The 21,715-nt window shown below is 69.7% G+C and carries 23 protein-coding genes; 7 read left to right on the top strand and 16 right to left on the bottom strand.

Annotated elements, in window-relative coordinates; translation table 11 throughout:
• Positions 1-19: 19 nt before the first annotated feature.
• Both IH09_RS22935 and IH09_RS22930 read right to left on the bottom strand, forming a co-directional pair.
• Positions 20-832 carry a TetR/AcrR family transcriptional regulator gene (locus tag IH09_RS22935; RefSeq protein WP_318279522.1) on the bottom strand — a complete coding sequence of 271 codons (813 nt, stop codon included), beginning with the start codon at positions 830-832 and terminating at the stop codon, positions 20-22.
• A gap of 10 nt (positions 833-842) precedes the next feature.
• The gene (locus tag IH09_RS22930; RefSeq protein ID WP_275126165.1) at positions 843-1,256 is read right to left on the bottom strand and encodes an alpha/beta fold hydrolase; all 414 of its coding nucleotides are present in this window, start codon (positions 1,254-1,256) and stop codon (positions 843-845) included.
• A gap of 102 nt (positions 1,257-1,358) precedes the next feature.
• On the opposite strand from IH09_RS22930, the gene IH09_RS22925 reads away from it, so the two are divergent.
• A complete protein-coding gene (locus IH09_RS22925) occupies positions 1,359-1,778 on the top strand; it encodes a MerR family transcriptional regulator (RefSeq protein ID WP_318279521.1) in 420 nt (139 codons plus the stop codon).
• A gap of 121 nt (positions 1,779-1,899) precedes the next feature.
• Here the strand turns inward: IH09_RS22925 and IH09_RS22920 are convergent, their stop codons facing one another.
• The 5 genes from IH09_RS22920 to IH09_RS22900 form a co-directional block, all read right to left on the bottom strand.
• The gene (locus tag IH09_RS22920) at positions 1,900-2,673 is read right to left on the bottom strand and encodes a succinate dehydrogenase iron-sulfur subunit (RefSeq protein WP_052859340.1); all 774 of its coding nucleotides are present in this window, start codon (positions 2,671-2,673) and stop codon (positions 1,900-1,902) included.
• On the bottom strand, positions 2,673-4,427 hold the full coding sequence (gene sdhA / locus IH09_RS22915) for a succinate dehydrogenase flavoprotein subunit (RefSeq protein ID WP_052859339.1): 1,755 nt from the start codon (positions 4,425-4,427) through the stop codon (positions 2,673-2,675). The genes IH09_RS22920 and sdhA overlap by 1 nt, the downstream gene beginning before the upstream one ends.
• A 25-nt stretch (positions 4,428-4,452) precedes the next feature.
• A complete protein-coding gene (locus IH09_RS22910) occupies positions 4,453-4,935 on the bottom strand; it encodes a succinate dehydrogenase hydrophobic membrane anchor subunit (protein ID WP_052859338.1) in 483 nt (160 codons plus the stop codon).
• Positions 4,936-4,944: 9 nt separating this feature from the next.
• Positions 4,945-5,325: a succinate dehydrogenase, cytochrome b556 subunit gene (gene sdhC, locus IH09_RS22905; RefSeq protein ID WP_094793099.1), complete on the bottom strand. Its 381-nt coding sequence runs from the start codon at positions 5,323-5,325 to the stop codon at positions 4,945-4,947.
• A gap of 180 nt (positions 5,326-5,505) precedes the next feature.
• Positions 5,506-6,063, bottom strand: a complete 558-nt coding sequence (locus IH09_RS22900) for a 2-oxo-4-hydroxy-4-carboxy-5-ureidoimidazoline decarboxylase (RefSeq protein ID WP_094791510.1) — start codon at positions 6,061-6,063, stop codon at positions 5,506-5,508.
• Positions 6,064-6,604: 541 nt separating this feature from the next.
• On the opposite strand from IH09_RS22900, the gene IH09_RS22895 reads away from it, so the two are divergent.
• Positions 6,605-8,305, top strand: coding sequence for a beta-N-acetylhexosaminidase (locus IH09_RS22895; protein WP_052859336.1), 1,701 nt, complete (start codon positions 6,605-6,607; stop codon positions 8,303-8,305).
• Positions 8,306-8,412: 107 nt separating this feature from the next.
• Here the strand turns inward: IH09_RS22895 and IH09_RS22890 are convergent, their stop codons facing one another.
• From IH09_RS22890 to IH09_RS22880, 3 genes are read right to left on the bottom strand one after another with little or no spacing between them, the layout of a single operon-like run.
• The gene (locus IH09_RS22890; protein ID WP_190233380.1) at positions 8,413-8,943 is read right to left on the bottom strand and encodes an SMI1/KNR4 family protein; all 531 of its coding nucleotides are present in this window, start codon (positions 8,941-8,943) and stop codon (positions 8,413-8,415) included.
• Between the two features lie 6 nt (positions 8,944-8,949).
• A complete protein-coding gene (locus IH09_RS22885; protein ID WP_190233379.1) occupies positions 8,950-10,257 on the bottom strand; it encodes a WXG100-like domain-containing protein in 1,308 nt (435 codons plus the stop codon).
• Positions 10,254-10,583, bottom strand: coding sequence for a WXG100 family type VII secretion target (locus IH09_RS22880; RefSeq protein ID WP_052859333.1), 330 nt, complete (start codon positions 10,581-10,583; stop codon positions 10,254-10,256). The genes IH09_RS22885 and IH09_RS22880 overlap by 4 nt, the downstream gene beginning before the upstream one ends.
• A 779-nt stretch (positions 10,584-11,362) precedes the next feature.
• Here IH09_RS22880 and IH09_RS22875 point away from each other — a divergent pair.
• Positions 11,363-12,193, top strand: a complete 831-nt coding sequence (locus IH09_RS22875; protein WP_052859332.1) for a sigma-70 family RNA polymerase sigma factor — start codon at positions 11,363-11,365, stop codon at positions 12,191-12,193.
• Entirely contained in the window at positions 12,193-13,290 is a 1,098-nt protein-coding gene (locus IH09_RS22870) for a hypothetical protein (protein ID WP_052859331.1), read from the top strand. Before IH09_RS22875 ends, IH09_RS22870 begins: the two co-directional genes overlap by 1 nt.
• Positions 13,291-13,555: 265 nt before the next feature.
• Here IH09_RS22870 and IH09_RS22865 read toward each other — a convergent pair whose 3' ends face one another.
• The gene (locus tag IH09_RS22865; RefSeq protein ID WP_052859330.1) at positions 13,556-14,233 is read right to left on the bottom strand and encodes a L,D-transpeptidase; all 678 of its coding nucleotides are present in this window, start codon (positions 14,231-14,233) and stop codon (positions 13,556-13,558) included.
• A gap of 129 nt (positions 14,234-14,362) precedes the next feature.
• On the opposite strand from IH09_RS22865, the gene IH09_RS22860 reads away from it, so the two are divergent.
• Positions 14,363-15,961 (top strand): acyl-CoA mutase large subunit family protein, encoded by a 1,599-nt coding sequence (locus IH09_RS22860; protein ID WP_052859329.1) that lies wholly within the window; start codon positions 14,363-14,365, stop codon positions 15,959-15,961.
• Between the two features lie 75 nt (positions 15,962-16,036).
• Here the strand turns inward: IH09_RS22860 and IH09_RS22855 are convergent, their stop codons facing one another.
• From IH09_RS22855 to IH09_RS37740, 5 genes are all read right to left on the bottom strand, one after another.
• On the bottom strand, positions 16,037-16,240 hold the full coding sequence (locus IH09_RS22855) for a cold shock domain-containing protein (RefSeq protein ID WP_052859391.1): 204 nt from the start codon (positions 16,238-16,240) through the stop codon (positions 16,037-16,039).
• Between the two features lie 669 nt (positions 16,241-16,909).
• The gene (locus tag IH09_RS22850) at positions 16,910-17,476 is read right to left on the bottom strand and encodes a GNAT family N-acetyltransferase (RefSeq protein WP_052859328.1); all 567 of its coding nucleotides are present in this window, start codon (positions 17,474-17,476) and stop codon (positions 16,910-16,912) included.
• Complete coding sequence (locus IH09_RS40690; protein WP_404827276.1) at positions 17,473-17,988, bottom strand: lasso peptide biosynthesis B2 protein; 516 nt, start codon at positions 17,986-17,988, stop codon at positions 17,473-17,475. The genes IH09_RS22850 and IH09_RS40690 overlap by 4 nt, the downstream gene beginning before the upstream one ends.
• Before the next feature lie 104 nt (positions 17,989-18,092).
• On the bottom strand, positions 18,093-19,796 hold the full coding sequence (locus IH09_RS22845) for an albusnodin/ikarugamycin family macrolactam cyclase (protein WP_052859327.1): 1,704 nt from the start codon (positions 19,794-19,796) through the stop codon (positions 18,093-18,095).
• Between the two features lie 77 nt (positions 19,797-19,873).
• Entirely contained in the window at positions 19,874-20,020 is a 147-nt protein-coding gene (locus IH09_RS37740; RefSeq protein WP_107436831.1) for an albusnodin family lasso peptide, read from the bottom strand.
• 279 nt (positions 20,021-20,299) lie between these two features.
• Between IH09_RS37740 and IH09_RS22840 the strand changes: the two genes are divergently transcribed.
• A complete protein-coding gene (locus tag IH09_RS22840) occupies positions 20,300-21,130 on the top strand; it encodes a helix-turn-helix domain-containing protein (RefSeq protein WP_110952518.1) in 831 nt (276 codons plus the stop codon).
• Positions 21,127-21,339: a DUF397 domain-containing protein gene (locus tag IH09_RS22835; RefSeq protein WP_052859325.1), complete on the top strand. Its 213-nt coding sequence runs from the start codon at positions 21,127-21,129 to the stop codon at positions 21,337-21,339. The genes IH09_RS22840 and IH09_RS22835 overlap by 4 nt, the downstream gene beginning before the upstream one ends.
• Positions 21,340-21,715 lie beyond the last annotated feature (376 nt).

Genomic DNA, 21,715 nt, shown 5'->3' with positions numbered 1-21,715 from the left:
CCCCGCTGAACCGTCGCGGCTACTTGCCCACGCCGTTCCGCACTTTCGGAATGATGAACTCTTCCACCAACTCCACGGCGTCGCGAACCAGCGGCCGGACGACCCTGAACCGGGAGAGCCGTACGGCACGCGCGACCATCGGCGCGGACTTCCGCACGAAGGCCCGGGTGCGCTCGGTGTGTTCACTGCGGTCGAAGACCCAGTAGAGGACCACCCCCATGAGGTGGAGCCACAGCACGTCGGGGAGGAGGCCGGCCAACTCCGCGTCGAGTTTCGGGCCGACCTGTGAACCTTCGAGCACGTCCCGGAAGATCTGGACCGCCGCCGCCCTGGCCGGGTGCGATGCGTCGGAGAAGGGGCTCAGGGGGCTCTCCGGATCGGCTGCCGTGCTGAAGAACTGGGCCGCGAACTCGTGGTACGGCTCCGCGCAGTCCACCCAGGCCAGCAGGGCGACTTCCACGCGCTCCCCGAAGTCCGCGATCCCTTGGAGGCGCGCACGGGTCACCGCGGCGTGCTCGCGCACCATCCGGTCGTAGAAGCCGGTGATCAGAGCGGCTTTCGAGTCGAAGTAGTAGTAGGCGTTGCCCACCGAGACACCGGCCTCTTTGGCGATGGCCCGCATGGTCGTCTTCTCGTAACCGCGCTCCTGGAAGAGCCGCATGGCCGTTTCGAGAATCAGGGCACGGGTCTGCTCACTCTTGGTACGCGCCCGGCCCGTACCACCCGCGCTGTCCGCCGCATCCGCGCCGTCCGTACTGCCCGCGCCATTCGCCGTACCGGCAGGATCCGCCGCCCCCGCCGTCTCTCCACTACCCCTCGTTGCGTCGTCCACAGCCGTGAGCCTAATCGGGGCCCGGCCGGGCGCACGGGCCGGGAAACCAGGGAAAGGGACGGGCGCCCCCCTCGGCCACGCCTGCCGTCTTTCCGCTGCCCCTCGTTGCGTCGTCCACCGCCGTGCCCAGCGAGAAGCCGATCAGCGTGAAGGTCTCCAGCCCGCCCCGGACCGCCTCGGCGACCAGCGCGTCGGCCAGACCGTCCAGCGTCAGCGGGTCCGCGGCGCGCGGGGTCCGGCCCGAGCCCGGGTAGTCGGGTGCCACCACGCGGTGGCCGGAGGCCGCGAGAGCGGGGATGAGCTCGGCGTAGTTGCCCTCGATGCTGCCGGTCGCGCCGTGCGCCAGCAGGATGCCGGGGCCGGTGGCCGGGCCGGTGACGGTGGTGGAAAGGGGCGGCAGGGAAGCCGCGGGAATCTGTGCCATGGGGGAGAGGTTGCACCTTCACATCGGCGTGAAGGTCAAGTCGGGCGGGATGGCGGCGGAGGGGAGTGCCGGTGAAGGGACGTCCGGTGGAGGGGAGTGCCGGTGAGCGGCGGCACGGGTGAGCGGATGCGGATCGGCGAGCTGTCCCGGTGCACCGGCGTCAGCGCTCGCGCGTTGCGTTACTACGAGGAACGGGGACTCCTCCACGTCCGGCGCGACGCCAACGGCTACCGGCGCTACGACGCCGAGTCTGCCGAGACCGTCGCCCGTATCCGCGACCTTCTCGCCACCGGGCTCGGCACCGACGACATCCGTGCCCTGCTGCCCTGCGCCCAGGGCGGCCCCGGGCTGGTCCCGTGCGCGCTCTCCCGCGGGTTCATGGCGCGGCAGCTGGCCCAACTGGACGCGGAGATAGCGGAGTTGACACGGCGGCGGGCCGCGCTGGAGGCGTACGCGCAGACCATGCGGGACCGCCGCCCCCAGGACGAGGCCCTGGCGGCGAGCTCCCCGCGGTCCGCCTGATCTCCGTCCGCCCGGCCGCCTTCCACCCGCCCCGCCGGGCCAAGCCGAAGGGCCCCGCCCCCGTGACGCACAGCATGCGCGACACGGAAGCGGGGCCCTCGGAGCCTGGTGTCCGACCGGGTCAGAAGCGGCGCGTGATCAGCGCTCGCTTGACCTCCTGGATCGCCTTGGTGACCTCGATACCGCGCGGGCAGGCGTCCGTGCAGTTGAAGGTCGTACGGCAGCGCCAGACGCCGTCCTTGTCGTTGAGGATTTCGAGCCGCTGCTCGCCGCCCTCGTCACGGCTGTCGAAGATGAAGCGGTGCGCGTTGACGATCGCGGCCGGGCCGAAGTACTGGCCGTCGTTCCAGAACACCGGGCAGGACGACGTGCACGCGGCGCACAGGATGCACTTGGTGGTGTCGTCGAACCGCTCGCGGTCCTCGGCGCTCTGCCGGCGCTCGCGGGTCGGCTCGTTGCCCTTGGTGATCAGGAACGGCATCACATCGCGGTAAGCCTGGAAGAACGGATCCATGTCCACGACCAGGTCCTTGAGGACCGTCAGACCCTTGATGGCCTCGACCGTGATCGGCTTCTGCGGGTTGATGTCCTTGATCAGCGTCTTGCACGCCAGACGGTTCTTGCCGTTGATGCGCATGGCGTCGGAGCCGCAGATGCCGTGGGCGCAGGACCGCCGGAAGGTCAGCGTGCCGTCCTGGTCCCACTTGATCTTGTGGAGGGCGTCCAGGACGCGCTCCTTCGGGTCGATCTCCAGCTCGAAGTCCTGCCAGCTGGCGTCCTCCGAGACCTCCGGGTTGAACCGGCGGATCCGGAAGGTGACCTTGATCAGGTGCGCGGCGCCGTTCTCGGCGGCGTCGAGCGCCGCGGAGTGCTTGTCAAGCGTCGGGGTGCTCATCAGTACTTACGCTCCATCGGCTGGTAGCGGGTCTGCACGACCGGCTTGTAGTCGAGGCGGATCGACTCGGAGCCGTCTGCGCCCACCTCGCGGTACGCCATGGTGTGCCGCATGAAGTTGACGTCGTCGCGGTTGGGGTAGTCCTCGCGGTAGTGACCACCGCGGGACTCCTTGCGGGCGAGCGCGGACACGGCCATGACCTCGGCCAGGTCGAGCAGGTTGCCCAGCTCGATGGCCTCCAGCAGGTCGGTGTTGAACCGCTTGCCCTTGTCCTGGATGGACACGTTCCGGTAGCGCTCGCGCAGCTCGGCGATCTTCTCGACGGCCGTCTTGATGGTCTGCTCGGTGCGGAACACCATGACGTTGGCGTCCATGCACTCCTGGAGCTCGGTGCGCAGCGTCGCGACCCGCTCGGTGCCGGTGGACGTACGCAGCCGCTCGACCTGGTCGACGACCAGGCGCGCCGGGTCCTCGGGCAGCTCGACGTACTCGGCGTCCGCGGAGTACTCGGCGGCGGCGATACCGGCCCGGCGCCCGAAGACGTTGATGTCCAGCAGCGAGTTGGTGCCCAGCCGGTTGGCGCCGTGCACGGAGACACAGGCGACCTCGCCGGCGGCGTACAGGCCCGGCACGACGGTGGTGTTGTCGGCCAGCACCTCACCCTCGACGTTGGTCGGGATGCCGCCCATGGCGTAGTGCGCGGTCGGCTGGATCGGGATCGGGTCCGTGTAGGGCTCGATACCGAGGTAGGTGCGCGCGAACTCGGTGATGTCCGGAAGCTTGGCGTCCAGCTGCTCCGGCGGCAGGTGGGTCAGGTCCAGGTAGACGTGGTCGCCGTCCGGGCCGCAGCCGCGGCCTTCGCGGATCTCCGTGTAGATGGAGCGGGAGACGACGTCACGCGAGGCCAGGTCCTTCATGACGGGCGCGTACTTCTCCATGAAGCGCTCGCCGTCCTTGTTGCGAAGGATGCCGCCCTCGCCGCGCGCGCCCTCGGTCAGGAGGATGCCCATCCGCCAGATGCCGGTCGGGTGGAACTGGAAGAACTCCATGTCCTCCAGCGGCAGACCCCGGCGGTACGCGGCCGCCTGGCCGTCACCGGTCAGGGTGTGCGCGTTGGAGGTCACCTTGAAGAACTTGCCGGTGCCGCCGGAGGCGAAGATGATCGCCTTCGCCTGGAAGACGTGGATCTCGCCGGTCGCCAGCTCGTACGCGACGACGCCGGCCGACTTCTTGACCCCGTCGACGTCCTGCATCAGCAGGTCCAGGACGTAGAACTCGTTGAAGAACTCCACACCCTCCTTGACGCAGTTCTGGTACAGCGTCTGGAGGATCATGTGGCCGGTGCGGTCCGAGGCGTAGCAGGACCGGCGGACCGGGGCCTCACCGTGGTTGCGCGAGTGGCCGCCGAAGCGGCGCTGGTCGATGGTGCCGTCCGGCGTGCGGTTGAACGGCAGGCCCATCTTCTCCAGGTCCAGGACCGAGTCGATGGCCTCCTTCGCGAGGATCTCGGCGGCGTCCTGGTCGACCAGGTAGTCGCCGCCCTTGATCGTGTCGAAGGTGTGCCACTCCCAGTTGTCCTCCTCGACGTTCGCGAGGGCGGCGGCCATACCGCCCTGCGCCGCGCCGGTGTGGGAGCGGGTCGGGTAGAGCTTCGTCAGGACCGCGGTGCGGCTGCGCTTCGTCGACTCGATGGCCGCGCGCATGCCCGCGCCGCCGGCGCCGACGATGACGGTGTCGTACTTATGGATCTTCATGGGTGGATACCTCAGCCCCGGGGCCTTATTGGATGTTCGGGTCGAAGGTGAAGATCACCAGCGTGCCCAGAAGGACGGTGAACACCGTGGCGGTGTACAGCAGCATCTTCAGCCAGAAGCGGGTGTTGTCCCGCTGCGCGTAGTCGTTGATGACGGTGCGCAGACCGTTGGCGCCGTGCAGCATGGCGAGCCACAGCATGCACAGGTCCCAGACCTGCCAGAACGGCGAGGCCCAGCGGCCGGCCACGAACGCGAAGCCGATCTTGGAGACGCCGCCGTCCAGCACCAGCTGGATCAGCAGGTGGCCCAGGACCAGGACGACCAGCACGATGCCGGACAGCCGCATGAACAGCCAGCCGTACATCTCGAAGTTGGTACGCGTCGACTTCGGCGTCTTCGTGGTGCGCTTGCGCGGCGGCTCGATCACCGGGGCGGGGTGGTCGACATCGTAGAGGGGGACGTTGTCCATCTCGGTGGCACCTGCGGGGGAGTGGGTTTCAGCAGACATCTCGCGTCATCAGCTCCCGAACAGCGTGCGCAGGGTGTGCTGCAACACGGGGTAGAAAGCACCGGCCATCAGCACGACCCAGATACCGACCACGGTCCAGAGCAGCTGCTTTTGGTACTTGGGGCCCTTCGACCAGAAGTCCACGGCGATGACGCGGAGGCCATTGAGCGCGTGGAAGAGGATGGCGGCCACCAGGCCGTACTCCATCACGTTGACGAGGGGCGTCTTGTATGTCGCCACGACGTTGTCGTAAGCCTCGGGCGAGACTCGGACAAGAGCGGTGTCGAGGACGTGTACGAACAGGAAGAAGAAAATGAGGACGCCAGTGACTCGATGAGCCACCCAGGACCACATGCCTTCCCGGCCGCGGTACAGCGTTCCAGCCGGCACGGAAAAACCCTCCGGGAGCGGGGATTGGAGCCAGCCGGCTTCACTGTCGGTTTGGCCCGGCCGGGTACGGTCCACCGGCCCTGGACATCGTAGCGACGTGTTGTCGGTTCCTCCCGCCGGGGTCCGCAGGTGTGATCAAACAGGCACCAACGGGCTATCACACGCGTACGAAGTGGGTCTTTACCGGCGGGAGGCCGCGAGCCGGGCCAGTCGTCCGCGGGTGAGTCTGCGCAGCTCATCCGCGGTGCGGGCGCGTTCCTCGTCCGGTTCGTTGCCGAGCCGGGTGCGGATGGCGGTCAGTACCGCGTCCAGCAGCTCGTCCTCGGGGAAGCCGTCCAGGCAGATCACGAAGACATGACGGAAGCGCCGCTCGTACTCGGCGTGCGCGGCGCGTAGCGCGATATGCGCGGCGAGTGTGCCCCGGCCGCGCGCGCCGACCAGCGGGTGCGGTGAGACGGATTCCTCGGCGAACGCCTCGTCCAGATCGGCCGGTGCCATGTCGTAACAGGCTTCGTCGGAGGCGGCGAGCAGGGACTCCAGGTCGGGGTACGGGCGGTACGCGGCGATCCGGGCGGCCCAGCGGCGGCTGCCGCAGCAGGTCAGCAGCGCGGCCCGGGCGTCATCCGGCGCGGCGGTGTTGAAACGGTCCAGTCCGGCGCCGGCCGACGGGCTCGGCGGCAGCGTGACGCGGGACCGCGGCGGTATGCCGTAGCGGGGCGCGAGCGGAGGATGCAGCATCGTCGGCCGGGCGGCCGGGGTGTCACCGGACAGCGTGGGCTCCTCGGACGGGACGGATGCGGGGCGGGCGCGGGGAGTGAGGGGAGGGGGGCCTGGAGTGGATCGGGAGTGGATCGGGAGTGGGCCTGGAGCGACTACGGGGTGGCTTGTAGTGGTCTGGTCTGCTCTGGAGTCGTTTGGCGTGGTGTAGGGGGATGCGAGTGATCTGAACGGGTCTGTTCGGCGGGTGCGGGGCGGGTGGCTGACGGAAGCTGGACGGGAGCGGACGGTGCCGGGCGCCTGCGGAAGCGGCGGGGAGTGGTGCGGCCGCCGCCGGAGCGGGAGCTGTGCGCGGCATCCGGCCGGAATTCCGGCCGAAATCCCGCGATGCGGGAGCCCTGGGAAGGGAGTGACGGATCGAGACGCCAAAGTAACGACGGTTGTCGGCCATTGTCTGAGGGATGCGCGAATTTCACCCGGATGAGAGAGCTGCCGCGTCCCCGGTGGACGGCCGGTCCGGGTATCCGGCAGTGTCCACGCCCCGAACAGTGAGGATTGCACGATGTCGAAACCGATGCGGCGGACGGGTTCCGCACGGGCACCACGGCCGTCCGGGCCCGCGCGCCCGTCGCGGCGCGCCCCCGCGGCCTGGGCCGCGCTGGCGGTCCCCGCGCTCGCCTCGGCGCTGGCGCTGACCGGCTGCTCCGGCGCCGCGGACACCGAGCCGCCCGGCAGCACCGGCGCCGCGGCGAGCCCGTCCGCCGCCCCGACGCCCACCTGGGCGGCGGTGACCGGCGCGCCGCGCACCATCCCGGCCGTCCGTGAGTTCCGGGCGGCCGACGGGCGCGGCTGGCGGCCCACCAAGGGGGCCCGGGTGGTGGTGCCGGCCGGTGAACGGAGCGGCGTCGCCGACGAGGCCCGGCTGCTCGCCGCCGATCTGGGCGGGCTCCCGGTGGTCTGGGGCGACCAGACCGTACGGCCCGGGGACGTCGAGGTGAAGCTCACCGGCAAGGAGGGCGCGCCGGTCCGCGACACCGCCGACGAGGCGTACACCCTCACCGCCCGCGACACCCGCCTCACCCTCGCGGCCCCCACCGACGCCGGCATCTTCAACGCCACCCGCACCGTCAAGCAGGCCGTCCGCACCGGGGGCGGGCTGCCCGAGGGCACCATCGAGGACCGGCCGGACCGTCCGCAGCGCGGTCTGCTGCTGGACAACGCCCGCAAGCCGTTCAGCGCGGAGTGGATCGAGGCCCGCATCCGGGAGATCGCCGACCTCAAGCTCAACCAGTTCCAGCTGCACTTCTCCGACGACCAGGGCTTCCGTATCGAGAGCTCCTCGCACCCCGAGATCGTCTCCGCGGACCACCTCACCAAGGACCAGGTCCGCCATCTGGTGCAGCTCGCCACGAGCCTGCACGTCACCGTCATCCCGGAACTCGACTCACCCGGCCACCTGGGCGCCGTACTCGCCAAGCACCCCGACCTCCAGCTGCGCAACGCCCAGGGGAAGGCGGTGCACGGCGCGATCGACATCGCGAACCCCAAGTCCGCGGCGCTCGTCGACGACCTGCTGCGCGAGTACGCCGAGCTGTTCACCGTCCCCAAGGGCGCCGACGGGTACTGGCATCTGGGCGGCGACGAGTACCAGGCGCTGACCGTCAGCGACCCGGCGGCGTCGTTCCCGGGTCTGGCGAAGGCCGCCCAGCAGAAGTACGGCACGGGCGCCACCATCAAGGACCTGGCGACCGGCTGGCTCAACGACCGGCAGCAGACCGTGCGGGCGGCGGGCCGCAACCGCGTCGAGGCGTGGAACGACGGGTTCTTCCGCGGCGGGAAGGTGGCCGCCGACAAGGACCGTACGGTCGCCTACTGGACCGGCAAGGAGATCGGGGCGCGCGACCCGGCGGAGTTCCTGCGCGAGGGCCGCACCGTCATGAACCTCAACGACGAGTACCTCTACTACGTGCTCGGCCAGCCGAACAACTTCATCTATCCGACCGGCGAGCGCATCTACCGGGAGTGGACCCCGCGGGTACTGCGCGGCACCGAACCGGTCTCCGTCGGCACGGACCAGACCGGACCCGACCGGGTACCGGGCGCCCGGTTCGCGATCTGGAACGATCTGGCCAAGGCACAGACACCGGACCAGATCGCACACGGGATCCGGATGCCGCTCCGGGCGCTCGTCCAGAAACTGTGGGACCCCCGGAAACCGGCACTGTCCTGGGCGGACTTCAAGGCGTTGGGGGGACAGATCTGAGGGGCGGTGGGGGGACGGCCCCGGCCGTCCCCCCACCGGCCTAAGGGTTGTCCCGCTATTCGGTGGTGCCGCCGGATGACCGGATCGGAGGCGCGTCGCTGTACCCGTTAGATCCACGGGTTGCGCTCGTAGCTGGGCTCCTCGTCGGGGAAGTCCTCGGGGAAGACCTCGCTCACCAAGTCGCCTCTCAGGACACGCAGGAGGTAGCTCTCCACGGGCCCTTCGTACAGGTCGTATTCGTCACCTCGACCGATCACTGTGAGGACAGCCCACCGGTCCGGATCCTCATGCGGAATCAAGAAGCACAGATCTGCATTGTCCGTGCCTCCCCAACGAACAAGCTCGGACGGGCTTGACCCTCGCTCCGCCAGCAGGTCCCGGATCTCCTCACGCGTCCTCTCCATGGTTTCGCGTGCGGCCAGTGTCCGGTGGACCAAATTCACGTTTTGGTTCTCTGCCCCAGCGCGGTAGACACGCAAGAAGTTGTCAAATTTTGTCCCACCGAACACTCCCAAGAAGCGCTTGAATCGTTCGGGGAAGACCACGCCGAGACTCTTCTCCGCGTCAGCCCAGTCGTTGAGCACCGGGCCTCCCTCACCATATGCAGGAAACGACGCCAAGAGATCCAGATCGGACATGCCCACCTACTTGTTGATGATCGTCTGATTGATGTGTAGTCCGGATCCTGCCGCCTCGATGTGGATACCGGCAGGTATGAGATCGCCCGGATGTGCGTAGACGGGAGTGGCGGAGTAATCCACAGGCCCTTTGTTCTTCACAGTGTCGTAGATTTGCAGCTCTATGTCTTTCATGGCCTCGTTATTGGCCTTGTCGTACATGATCGCAATATTTGCTTCCGACCTGCCATCGCCGCCCAAGGACCGGGCCAACAGGTGGCCACGCGTGTGGTCTGCGGCTTCCCCCTCCCAGCCAGGTGGCTTCACCCGCCGCGATGCCTTGGTGCCGGCGTCGAGCATGTCGTGCGTGATCGTCGTTTCGACGCCGGTCGCCCGCCCGATGCTGTCCAGTGGCTTGCAGTATGGGGGGATTGGCTTTTGAGGTGCCCGGCCTCCCCCTCCGCCGTGTTCAGCGCTGCGCATCAGCGGCCGGCCGGTTGGGCCGACGGGACCTTCGTCGGCCGTCGCCAGGCGTGGGCCGCCCGGGTTGGGCAGCCGCATGCGGAGATCGGGGAGTGAGATGTCGAGTCGGCCCAGGCCGTCCAGCTTCATGCCGCCCAGGACATTCTTGATGCCTCCGGCGTCCGCCACCGCCTTGACGCCGCGGGCGGCTCCGCCGACGGCGCCGCCCAGGAGCATGCCGGAGACGCCGGCATCCTTGATTTCGGCGGCGTTGATGCCCCGCTGATCGCCGAGCAGATTCCTGCCGCCCTGGGCGACGACCACGTCCACCGTGATGGCCTCGATGCCGCCGATGGCGGCAGTGGCGAGGACTGTTCCGGCGATCTCGGCGACGGTGGCGGAAACGGCGAGGCCCGCTGTGCTCGCCGCGGCAACGATCGCTTCGGTGGCGCCGACCGCTGCGACCTCACTGATGCCGCCGGTGAAGATCGCCAGGGCCGTACCGGCCACCAGGACCGCGCCGGCGATCTCCAGCTCGTGCTCGATCTTCTTCTTCGCCTCGGCGATCTGGTCCGCGAACTTGTCCAGCGCCTTGGCCATGTCCTCCGCGGCGGAGGCGAGGTCGTCCAGGTACCCCTTGCCCCCGCCGTGATACTTGCGCCAGAAAGTCTCGAAGGCGTCGATCGACTTGCCTTTGTTGTTGTCGATGACGTCCTGGGCGGACTTATGCGTCGCCGAGGTGATGTCCTTTACGTCTTCTGCGAAGGTCCGCCAAGCCCGTGCGGCTTCCCGGAGCTCGTCCTCGTCCCCTTCCGGCCACCACATGCCCGTCAGATCTTGAACGATCTCCTTGATCTTGTCTCCGGCACTCAATGTGCGCCGGTCCCATGCGGCTTGAAGCCCGAGGCGTTGGAGCGATCCACTTCCTCGTGGTTATCTGCCATGTCCTTCATGGACTTGTGGATGCTCTCCAGCCCCTTCGTCAACGCATCGGCGGCACGCTCTATCTGTGCGCGATGCGGGCTGTAGACACCCTCGAACTTCTTCCCTTGCTCGTCGTTCCCCCATGACGCGCCGAGCCCGTCGAGTGAGTGCTTCAGTTTCTCCGCCGCCTTCGCCAAGGCGGCGGACTCCCTGTGGAATTTCGGTGCTTCGTTCTTCAATTGGTCTGTGTCGACGTCGAAGCCGGAATCGGTCACGGTTCCCCCCAGAACCTCTGCGTTCAGTCGCACTACGAACCTACGCTGCGCCACTGACAATGCACCCAGCCGGCTTCGCCCATCAAACCGTTTGTCGACTTCGTCGCGATTGCTTGTGTTACGGGAGGGCTGGATATAGCCAGTTGTGGCGCAAACTCGGTTCAATTAAACCGACCGGGGTGTTGGAATCCGTATGCGTTCGCTGCCGATGGGTGTGAGCGGAGAGGGGCCGGTCGCCTCGGTGAGGGCGGGCCGATCTGTCTCAGCCGGCGGCGGGGGCTGCTCGCGTACCCATCCACGTACGCAAGGCCGTTCAGACGAAGACCGTTCAGGCAAGGCCCGTTCAGACGAAGGCCGTTCAGGCGAGCGAGGGGCGGCCGGTGCCGCCACCCCCCACAGGAGAGGCCCCGGCCGCCGCTCGCGGAGGGCCGGTGACGGCCCTCTATCCGGTACAGCGCCGGACGGCGCGAAAGCGTCACACGAGGGGCGGCCGCGGGGGCCGCGGCGGAGGCGGCGCGGCCCGGGTGTGGCCGTGTCGGTGGCGTCTGTCGCGTCGTGCGGTGGCCCGGGTGAGGGTCGGGCGGGCGGTCGGGTTACGGTCAGCGGGAACAGCCGGGGCGCCGGAAGCGCGCAGGAGCGCCGTGGTTTCCGGCGGGCGGCGGCCGGGACCGACTGCCGGGCGGGATGCCGGGCGTGTTGATGGAGCGCGGCGGCCGGGCGCGGTAACCAAAGGGGCAAGGACGGGGCGGCGGAGTTTCCGCGTGCGACAGGATGGACCCGTGCGAGGGGACGACATTCAGCCGGACGACGACCGGCTGACGGTTGCCGTGCAGGCGGCCCAGGGCGGCGACGAGGCGGCGTTCCGTACCGTCTACCGCGCCGTACATTCCCGACTTCTCGGATATGTACGGACGTTGGTGGGTGATGCGGATGCCGAGGACGTCACGTCCGAAACATGGCTCCAGATCACCCGTGACCTCGCACGGTTCAGCGGCGACGCGGACCGCTTCCGCGGCTGGGCCGCGCGTATCGCCCGCAACCGCGCCCTGGACCACATACGGATGCGCGGCCGCCGCCCCGCGATCGGCGGCGACGAGAGCGAACTGGCCGACACCCCCGGCGCGGCCGACACCGCGGGCGAGGCGCTGGAGGCGCTGGGCACCGGCCGCACCCTGCGGCTGATAGCCCGGCTGCCGCAGGACCAGGCCGAGGCCGTGGTGCTGCGCGTGGTGGTCGGGCTGGACGCCAAGAGCACGGCGCAGGTGCTGGGCAAGCGGCCCGGCGCGGTGCGCACCGCCGCGCACCGGGGCCTGCGGCGGCTCGCCGAGCTGATCGCCGAGGAGCCCGCGGCGGGCGGCGCCGGCGGGGAGCCGGACGCGGCGGCGGGCGGCGGCGCGGGGTGCGCCGCGGCTGGGCCCGCGTGCGGCGGCGCGGACGGTGCCGCCCAGGGCGGGGGCACCTGCGCCGCCCGGCCCGCGCGGCCCCCGCGCGGGGGTGGCGGAACGGTGGGCGGGGTGCCCGCACAGGGCCGCGGATGCCGGGACGGCGCCGCCGAATCGTACGTACCCGGTGTGACGGAAACGGCCGCACGGACGCAGAAGGACATGTGATGGCCGACGAGCGGTACAGCTGGCTCGACAGGGACGCCGCGGAGCGGTTGCTGCGCGGTGAGCCGGTCGGCGCCCAGGACGGCGCCGGGGCCCGCGAACTGACGGAACTGCTGGCCGCCGCCGCGGCGGCCGGGGCCGGACCGGCCGAGACCACCGCGCTGCCCGGCGAGGAAGCCGCACTGGCCGCGTTCCGCCGCGCCCAGGACGGCGCCGGCGACCAGGCCCGTGGCCCGGCCGGCCAGGACCCGGCCGGGCACACCGTCCACACCCTCGACACCGTGCGCAGCCTCGGCATCGTCGAGCGCATCCGGCTCGGACGGCCCGTCCGGCGCGGCTTCGCGGCCGCGCTGCTGGTCTGCGCGGTCGGCGGCGTCGCCGTCGCGGCCGGTACCGGCGTACTGCCGACGCCCTTCCGCAGCGACGACGCCGGCCCCGGGCCCGCCGCCAGCATCTCGGCCGCGGTGACCCCCGGACCGCTCGAAACCCAGCTGCCGGGCGTGGGACCGGACGGCGTGACACCGCACCCCCCGCAGCTCACACCCGGCCGGGACGCTTCCCAGACCCCCGGCACCCCCACCCCGGGCATCAGCCCCGGCGGCTCCCCGGCCCCGGGCCGCACCACCCCGGGCGGCGGTCCCGGCAGCACCGGTGACGCGGAATTCGGCGGCGGCCGGGACACCACCGGCGCAACCGGCGGCGACAAGGAACCCGGATCCGGCCACGGCGCCCGCAAGAAGTTCGTCCCCGCGCTCTGCCACGCCTACGAATCGGACCGGCGCGGCAGCATGGACCCCGGCACGCTGCGGCTGCTGGAGCGCACGGCGGGCGGCCAGGCGAAGGTGCACGCCTTCTGCCGCCAGTACCTCGCGCACCACGGCGGCCGGCCGGGCGGCGGCAAGGGCGGTCAGGGCCAGGACGGCGACGGCAAGGGCGGCAACGGCCAAGGCGGTGACGGCAAGGGCGGCAAGGGCGACAACGGCCAAGGCGGCGACGAGGGCGACGACGAGGACCACCCCGCGCCGCCGAGCCCCGCCCCCAGCCCTGGCGCGTCCACCCCGGCGCCCGCCCCCGTCACCCCGTCGGCCCCCGCCCGGTGATCCCGAGCGCGGCCGCCCGGGGACGGGTGTGACGGGACGGGTGTGACACTTTTCGGCCCACCGGCGCAGTAGGGAGTGAAGCCGACTGGTCATCGGCTGTGCAGGAGCCGGGGTTCCCCCCGTACCCACGGCTTCTGCGCCCATGGCGCGGGCGGGGCACGTTCCCCCGGCCCTGCCCGCGCCTCTTTTCCTTGCCCGAGCCCGAGCCCGAGTTTTTCCGTTCCCGTGGATCCCAGGGGCGCCAGCCGGTGGGGCAGCGGTGCGGTCAGTGGTAGACGACCACCTTGTCGCCCGGCCGTACGGCGGCGAAGAGGGCGGCGATCTTCTGCCGGTCGCGGACGTTCACGCAGCCGTGTGAGGCACCGGTGTAGCCGCGGGCGGCGAAGTCCGACGAATAGTGCACCGCCTGGCCGCCGCTGAAGAACATCGCGTACGGCATCGCCGAGTGGTAGAGCGTCGAGACGTGCCGGCGGCTTTTGAACGTGACGCCGAAGGTGCCCTCGCGGGTCGGGGTGTACTCGGCGCCGAAGCGGACGTCCATCGTCGAGACGGCCTTGCCGTCGACCATCCAGGTGAGGGTGTCACTGCGCTTGCTGATGCAGAGCACCCGGCCCGTCAGACAGCGCCGGTCGAGGGTCCCGGCCGGTTTCGCCGCGGGCGGGTGGGGCCGGTGGTACGAGGGCTTCGCCGCGGGGACCGGCTTCGGGGCGGTCGGCCGGAGCCGCACGGTGCGGTGCGGGGCCGGGGGCCGGGCCGGGGGCGTCGGCAGGTGGTACGTCGGGGGCGGCGGCGGGGAGCCGAGGAATGGCTGCTGCTGGCCGCCGCGCCCGCCGGACGCCCCCGCACCGGTGACCGTCACCGGCCGGCAGCCCGCGGCCGCCGTGAGCAGCGCGGCCGCCGCCAGCGCCGTGGCCGCCGCCCGTCCGGCATGTCTGCGCCCCATGCGCCACCTCCAGGAATCGCCGGCCCGCCCGGCCACCGTTGATGCTTCCCAGCGCTGCGGGGCGGCGAACCTGCGGGCATGCTGAGAGCGAAGCAGGCATACCGGTCATCCCGTGGGAGGCGGACAGTCATGGCGCGCGAGTCGGGCGGCGTTCGGTACAACGAGAGCGGGCTGCCCGTCGAGCCGGTGTACGGGCCGCGGGCGCTCGCCGGCTGGGACCCCCGGGAGCGGCTGGGGGAGCCGGGGGCGTATCCGTTCACCCGCGGGGTGTACCCGTCGATGTACACCGGCCGCCCCTGGACGATGCGCCAGTACGCGGGCTTCGGCACCGCCCGCGAGTCCAACGCGCGCTACCGGCAGCTGATCGCCCACGGTACGACGGGCCTGTCGGTCGCCTTCGACCTGCCGACCCAGATGGGCCACGATTCGGACGCGCCGATCGCCAGCGGGGAGATCGGCAAGGTCGGGGTCGCCATCGACTCCGTCGAGGACATGCGGGAGCTGTTCGACGGCATTCCGCTGGACCGGGTCTCCACGTCCATGACCATCAACGCGCCCGCCGCCGTCCTGCTTCTCCTCTACCAACTCGTGGCAGAGGAAGGCGGGGTGACTGGGGATCAGCTGTCGGGGACCATCCAGAACGACGTACTGAAGGAGTACATCGCGCGCGGGACGTACATCTTCCCGCCGGCGCCCTCGCTGCGGCTGGTCGCGGACACCTTCCGGTACTGCCGGGCCGAGATCCCCAAGTGGAACACCATCTCCATCTCCGGCTACCACATGGCCGAGGCCGGTGCCTCGCCCGCGCAGGAGATCGCCTTCACGCTCAGCAACGGCATCGAGTACGTCCGTACGGCCCTCGCCGCCGGGATGGCGGTGGACGACTTCGCGCCCCGGCTCTCCTTCTTCTTCGTCTCGCGGACCACTCTCCTCGAAGAGGTCGCCAAGTTCCGGGCCGCGCGCCGGATGTGGGCCCGGCTGATGAAGGAGGACTTCGGCGCGCGCGACCCCAGATCGCTGATGCTGCGCTTCCACACCCAGACCGCCGGTGTCCAGCTCACCGCACAGCAGCCCGAGGTAAACCTCGTACGGGTCGCCGTGCAGGGGCTGGCCGCGGTGCTCGGCGGCACCCAGTCGCTGCACACCAACTCCTTCGACGAGGCGCTCGCACTGCCCACCGACACCTCGGCCCGGCTGGCGTTGCGGACCCAGCAGGTACTCGCGTACGAGACCGATGTCACCGCCACCGTCGATCCGTTCGCCGGGTCCTACGCCGTCGAGTCGATGACGGACGACCTGGAGGCGGCGGCCACCGAACTCATGGTCTACATCGATGAGTTGGGGGGTGCGGTGGCCGCCATCGAGCACGGCTTCCAGAAGGGCGAGATCGAGCGCAACGCGTACCGGATCGCCCAGGAGACGGACGCCGGTGAACGGATCGTGGTCGGCGTCAACCGCTTCCGGCTGGACGAGGAGGCCCCGTACGAGCCGCTGCGGGTCGATCCGGCGATCGAGGCACGCCAGGCCGCGCGGCTGGCCACGCTACGGGCCGGCCGCGACCGGACCGCGGTGACCGCCGCCCTGACCGCCCTCCGGCAGACCGCCGAGGGCACCGGCAACGTCCTCTACCCGATGCGGGAGGCGCTGCGGGCGCGGGCGACGGTCGGTGAGGTGTGCCAGACGCTGCGGGAGGTCTGGGGGTCCTATCTGCCGACGGAGGCGTTCTGAGGGGCGGGGTGGGTGCTCCTGCCCGGTTCGGACGGGGCCGATGGAGAGGACTGAGACGGGCGGTCGCCGCCACTCTCAGAGGGGGATGACGTTGGCGGCTTGCGGGCCTTTGGGGCCCTGCACGACCTGGTACTCGACCCGTTCGCCCTCCGTCAGCGTCCGGTACCCGGTCCCGACGATCGCCGAGTAGTGGACGAAGACATCCGGGCCGGGGATATCCGGCGCGATGAACCCGTACCCCTTCTCGGCGTTGAACCACTTCACGGTGCCGAAGTTGATCAGATCGCGCCGGCTCTCCACCGACTGCCCGGCCACCGCTCGGCCGGTCTCCGCCCACACCGGGACGGAGACCGCCACCAGGACACCGAGAGCGAGAACCGGCGCGCACAGCATGGCCGCCACACGGCCGCGTACAAGGACGAGAGGGGACATCACATGGCTCCTTACGGGAGAGGGACCGGGCCGTCCGGCGGCCCGGTGCGGGGCTGGGTGGTGCCCGGCACGGTTTCGCGGTGCGTGAGGCGGCGGTCCCTCCGCCGGGCGGTTGCGGGATCGATGCCGTGGGCGCGGCGGTCCGCGCGCGCGTCCGATCGGCGCCCCGGAACGGAAGTCCCAAGCAGGCATGGCTGTTGGCTGATGCGTTCACTGCCGGGGGGGGAAAGAGGGAGGTGGTGAGGCCGTGGGGTCGGCCCGGCACCGGAGAGTGGATTCGTCGACCATCGCGGCGGCCCAGCGATGTCTTTCCCCGCCGACTGCTGGGGGAGACGGGCGCACCGGCTAAACCACCTCTTCGTGGGCAAAGCGGGGGTGTGGGCGCTGGAGCGGGGGGAGTGCGGCAGCCCACGTGATCTGGCGGCTTACGTGATCGAACGGACGGGTCACCAGCCCATAAGCGGAACCCCGCCCGCAGAACAGCGAGCAGGGTCCCGCTCGTGGTCGTTTACAGGGTCAGTCGCCGAGAGTGGCGGTCACGGCAGACGGGCCGGGGAAGTCCTCGGGCAACGCGTCCATGAGCAGTTCGTCCACGGGCTGCCCGAGCCAGTAGCCGGACTTCCGCAGCCGTCCGGATTGGCGGAACCCTGCCTTTTCATAGGCTGCGACTCCGGCACGGTTGGGCTCCAGTACCTTCAGCCACACCATGCGCAGGGCGGCAAGATGGAACGCCCAGTCCAGTGTCAGCCGGGCCGCCTCCGCCGCGTGCCCCTTGCCCCGTTCGTCCGGGGCGAGCACGATGACGAACTCAGCCGTACGCACATAGGTGTTGACCTGCAAGACCGTCATTCCCACGGCCGCGTTGTCCGTCAGCCGCACCACCTCGAACTGTTGGTAGCGCTCGTTGCCCCTCTGTCGCTCGTACCCAGCGGCGCGAACCTCCCACGACTGCGCCCACTGGTTGCCGTACCCGAGGATGGTTCGGGCGTCGTTCTCCCACTTGTGGTACTCGGGCAGCATGTCGTGGCGGGGCATCCCCAGGGCAAGGCTCTCGCCGGTCAGGAGAATGTGCGGGTCACTCACGGTCGTACTCCTCTTTCGGCCCTTGCCGGGCCTGGGCCGTCCGGTGTGTATGTGGGGGTGTAAAGAACGGTGTCCGCCGGTTCCTCGACTGCCTCCCCTTCAGGGCCGGCAACCCAGGCGTGCAGCCGTACCGGGTCGGTGGCTATGCCATGGCGCCACTCGGCCCGGCGTCGGGCCACCGCCAACAGGAGAGCGGCAGCCGTTGAGTCCTCCATGCACGCCCAGCGCATCGGCATCACCCGTGAAGCCCGGCGAACCGCGCACACAGCGTAGCGAGACTGACCTGCCCTAGCCGGGGGCAAGTTGCGCCCCGTACAGGCCAGCCGTACGAGTCGGGAGAACCGGCCACGGCGGGGGCCGATTACCCGTGCCGCAGCGGTGACGAGTACGACCGGCACGGCACCGACACGCCACCGCAGCGGGATGGAGACAGGGTCCGGCAGGATGGCCGACTGTTCGACCGTCCCCCACGACAGGGCAGCGTCCTGGAGCCGTACGACCGTCGCGCCCATGTGCGCGGCAGCTTCCGAGGCGGGGCGCAACTCGGTGTGCCCCGTGTCGTAGTCGATCAGTACACACGCATGGGCGGTGAGCGCGGCCACGGTGTTGTCACGGCTCATCGGACTTCCGCCGAGGCCGTTGAGGACCGCTCCCATTCGGTGCCCGATGTGCTTTCGACTGCTTCCAGCCATGCTTCGGCAGCGAGCACGGCGAGCAGTGGGGGCCAAACCGTCTGCGCCCCGAGGGCAGCCGCGTGCATCGTGGCACGCAAGGGGGCGGGGGTGACGACGCCCAGGGCAGCCAGACGCCCGTCCGCGAGACCGAGAACGCGACGCAGGTTGGTGCGTAGCCCCTGGTGGAAGTCGCCGACGAACAGCCCCTTGGTGGCGCGCTTGCGGTGTGCGTCGGGCAGTAGATCGGCGAACGTGTCGGCAAGCAGGGGTTTGTACCGCCTTGCGGAGAACCGTTGTTCGAAGGATGCCGAGACCACAGCGTCAAGAACAGCCCCGTCAAAGTACGGATTGTGGAGCGCGACACCGAGTGAGTCCGCGAGCTGAATCTCCGTGTAGGCGGAGCGCGCCACGTTCCGAAGGGATGCGACGAACACCGCGTCCGCGCCGCTGCCCGCGGGGATGCTCACCGCCGGCACAGGAGCGTTCAGCCATGCAGGCCGGGGCCGCACCGTGCGGCCGAGGTGTGCCGTGTCACCCCGGAGGGCCGCAGAGATCAGCGGGCGGGGGCTTTGCCTGCGCAGCCGCGCCCAATCCATCGCGTACCCGAGCATCCGCAGCCAATGGCCACTGCGGGCGAGACTCGCGAGATGGATGGGCGCAGGCAGGAACAGATTGTCCCCGCCGTCCCCGGTCAGGTGGCATACCGAGCCTGCCGCAGCCATCACCCGAAGCTGATCCGAGAACATTGCCCACACAGGAGTGGACGGAGCTGGCTCGTCTGTGGCGGGTAGCGGCACGTCGGTTGCGGTGAACGGCAGATGACCAAGGCTTAGCGGGAAAAACGTACGGTCAAGGCCCGTAACGGTCAGGGCTCGGGCGTACTCGAGGTCACCGCCGTGCGTTACTCCTGCCGGATGGAGCGTCACGCCCGTGACTGGTCCGTACTGCGCAGCCAACAGTGCCAGCGTGGTTGAGTCCATGCCCGCGAGGTCGGTTGTTGCTGTCACCCCTTCCACGCGTACGCGGACCCCCTCGTCGAGAGCGCGCCGAAGCGCTGCCGAAGCGTCGTCGGGTGGGCGCCTCACAGGGGTCCACCAGGGGGTCAGTGATGCTTTGCCCGCAGTGTCCAGCGTCAGCAAGTGCCCGGCGGGCACCGGCTTTACTCCCGTCCACGCACTACGGCCGGGAGCCGGTGCGTTCTTCTCTCGCAGGAAGGAGGCAAGCCATTCGGTATCCACGCTGCCACCGGTCAGCGGGGAGAGTGCGAGCGAACTCGACCCCCAGACCACACCACCGGGACCGCGCACCGTATAGAGGGGGGAGGCGCCGGCCGCGTCGGTGAGGATTTCAACGGCACCGTGCGCACCTGTGCGCACCACCGTGTACGAACCGGCCCACGAGCTGACTGCTGCCGCGAGATCGGGGCACGACAGGGCGTCGGCAAGATCACGTTCCGAAGCGGAGCACGGGCCGAGTACGGCAATTCGTGCGTCCCCGAGTTTCACCGTTCGTGCATGCCCCGGCTGCCAGTTGCCAGAGACCCACAGCACCGGATCACTCCAGAGCAGGCGCGCCCCTACCGGAATTGTGGAGGGCCGGCTGCCTGGCGCGCAACCGCCGAGCCACCGTGCTTTGCCTTCATTCAACTCAACACCTCATCCGCCACCAGGAACCGGAGCGACCCCCGTGGGAATTGCTCCCGTCGGGGGCCGCCGTGCTTCGATCAGTCGTACGGGTTCTGCTTCGACTCGGTGCTGTTCTGGTCACTACCACGCGTCAGCGTGGCAGCGTCGCCCAGAACGATGACCGTCGGAGCGGCAAGGGGGTCTGCGTCCTTAGCCGTGTCCGCTGCGGTGTGCTGCTGCGACATGCGTTGTTCCTCCTCTCCACATCAGGCGGGGCAGGACAACCCCTTGCGCGGAGGGAGCACCCAACGTTGTGCGCAAGGGGAAGACTGGCCAGGGCCGGACGCCCATTGACAGAGCTGCCGTTCGGCGCGGCCTGGTCGTCGTCGTGGCGTTCGTCAGAACGTTCCTTCAGCACACGGCCGCTCCTCTCTGTAGCGTTACCGCTACCAAGCGGGTTCAGCGTGGCCTACAGTCGGACCGTCTTCAACTTGCGCGGATTGCTCGGAGGGCTAGGTGCCTAATTGGTGAACCGTAAAGAACTGGACCCCGAAAGGTCGCCCGGTGCGCGCTTCGGCCAGCGGTTACGTGCATTGCGTGATGAGCGCGGCTGGACGCAGGACGAACTGGGGGAGCGCATGGGGTGCACCGGAACGCACATTTCCGCCGTCGAAACTGGTCGAAGACCTCCAACTCCACGCTTTGCAGCGAGTGCTGACAGGGCATTCGGTACGGGTGATCGGCTCGAACGCCAGGGTCGGGCCGTATGGCACACCGCGATACTTGAGGGGTTCCCGGAGTTCGTTGCTCACGAGGTGCGCGCGGCGGAGATCCGGCTCTTTGAGCTGGGCATCATTCCGGGGTTGCTCCAGACTCCGGAGTACGCCGCAGCCATCACCACGGGCGCCGTGCGACGCGGGGCGATCACGGAACAGCAAGCAGAGGAACGGCTGACACTCCTCGCTCAGCGGCAGGCATCCTTGGACCGGATTCCCGCGCCCCTGGTGTACGTGGTTCTTGACGAGAGTTGTCTACGGCGAGTGGTGGGCGGTCCCCGAGTCATGGCGGCCCAGCTGGAGCAGCTCGCCGCGTTCGCCGAGCTGCCCTCCACGGTCCTCCAGGTGGCCCCCTACGATCTTGGGGAACGAAGGCCGTTCGACCTGCCGGTGCACCTGCTGACGCTGCCGGACCGGGCCCAACTCGCCTACGCCGAGTCCGCGCAACAAGGAAGGTTGGAGCGCGATATGCGCTTCGTACAGCCCCTGTTGACCGCCTACCATCAGTTACAGGCCGAAGCGCTCTCCCAAATGGCATCTGTGGCCATGATCGAGCAGGTACGAAAGGGCACCCCGTGACGACGACCGATTCCCCTCGCTGGTTCAAGTCTTCTTACAGCAGCAACGGCGGCGCGTGCATCGAGATCGCCGACCACCTCGTCGTCACGCGCGGCGTGGTCCCCGTCCGTGACTCCAAGAACCCGAGCGGGCCCGTTCTGGACTTCCCCGCCGACGCGTTCTCATCCTTCGTGGCGGGCGTCAAGGCTGGAGAGTTCGGCACCGCCTGACCGCTCCTGACCACCCGAAGCGCGTTACGGGCCCCGCCGGTCATCCTCTTCGGAACGGCGGGGCTGTCTTGTGTCCGGCAACGAGTCCGAACCCCCGGACCGCCGAAGGCGCCGACGCTGTCCTCTATCCGATGCGGGAAGCGTCGCGGGTCCGGGCGACGGTCCGTGGGGTGTGCCATACGCTGCCGGAGGTATGGAGGGTCTATCTGGCGGCGGAGGCGTTCTGAGGGGTGGGGCGGCGGGGTACCGGGTGTTCCTTGTCGGTCCGGGCGGGATCGATGGCGGGGTGGTGGGGCGGGCTCTTGCTGCGGCCTTCGGTGTGGGCGTGCGGGGTGTCGAGGTGGTGGTGGAGGGCTCGGATTCCGGTGGGTGGGGG

This window comes from Streptomyces celluloflavus (genome assembly GCA_000720995.1).
GTDB lineage: Bacteria > Actinomycetota > Actinomycetes > Streptomycetales > Streptomycetaceae > Streptomyces > Streptomyces celluloflavus.
This window is presented reverse-complemented; position numbering and strand designations above follow the sequence as displayed.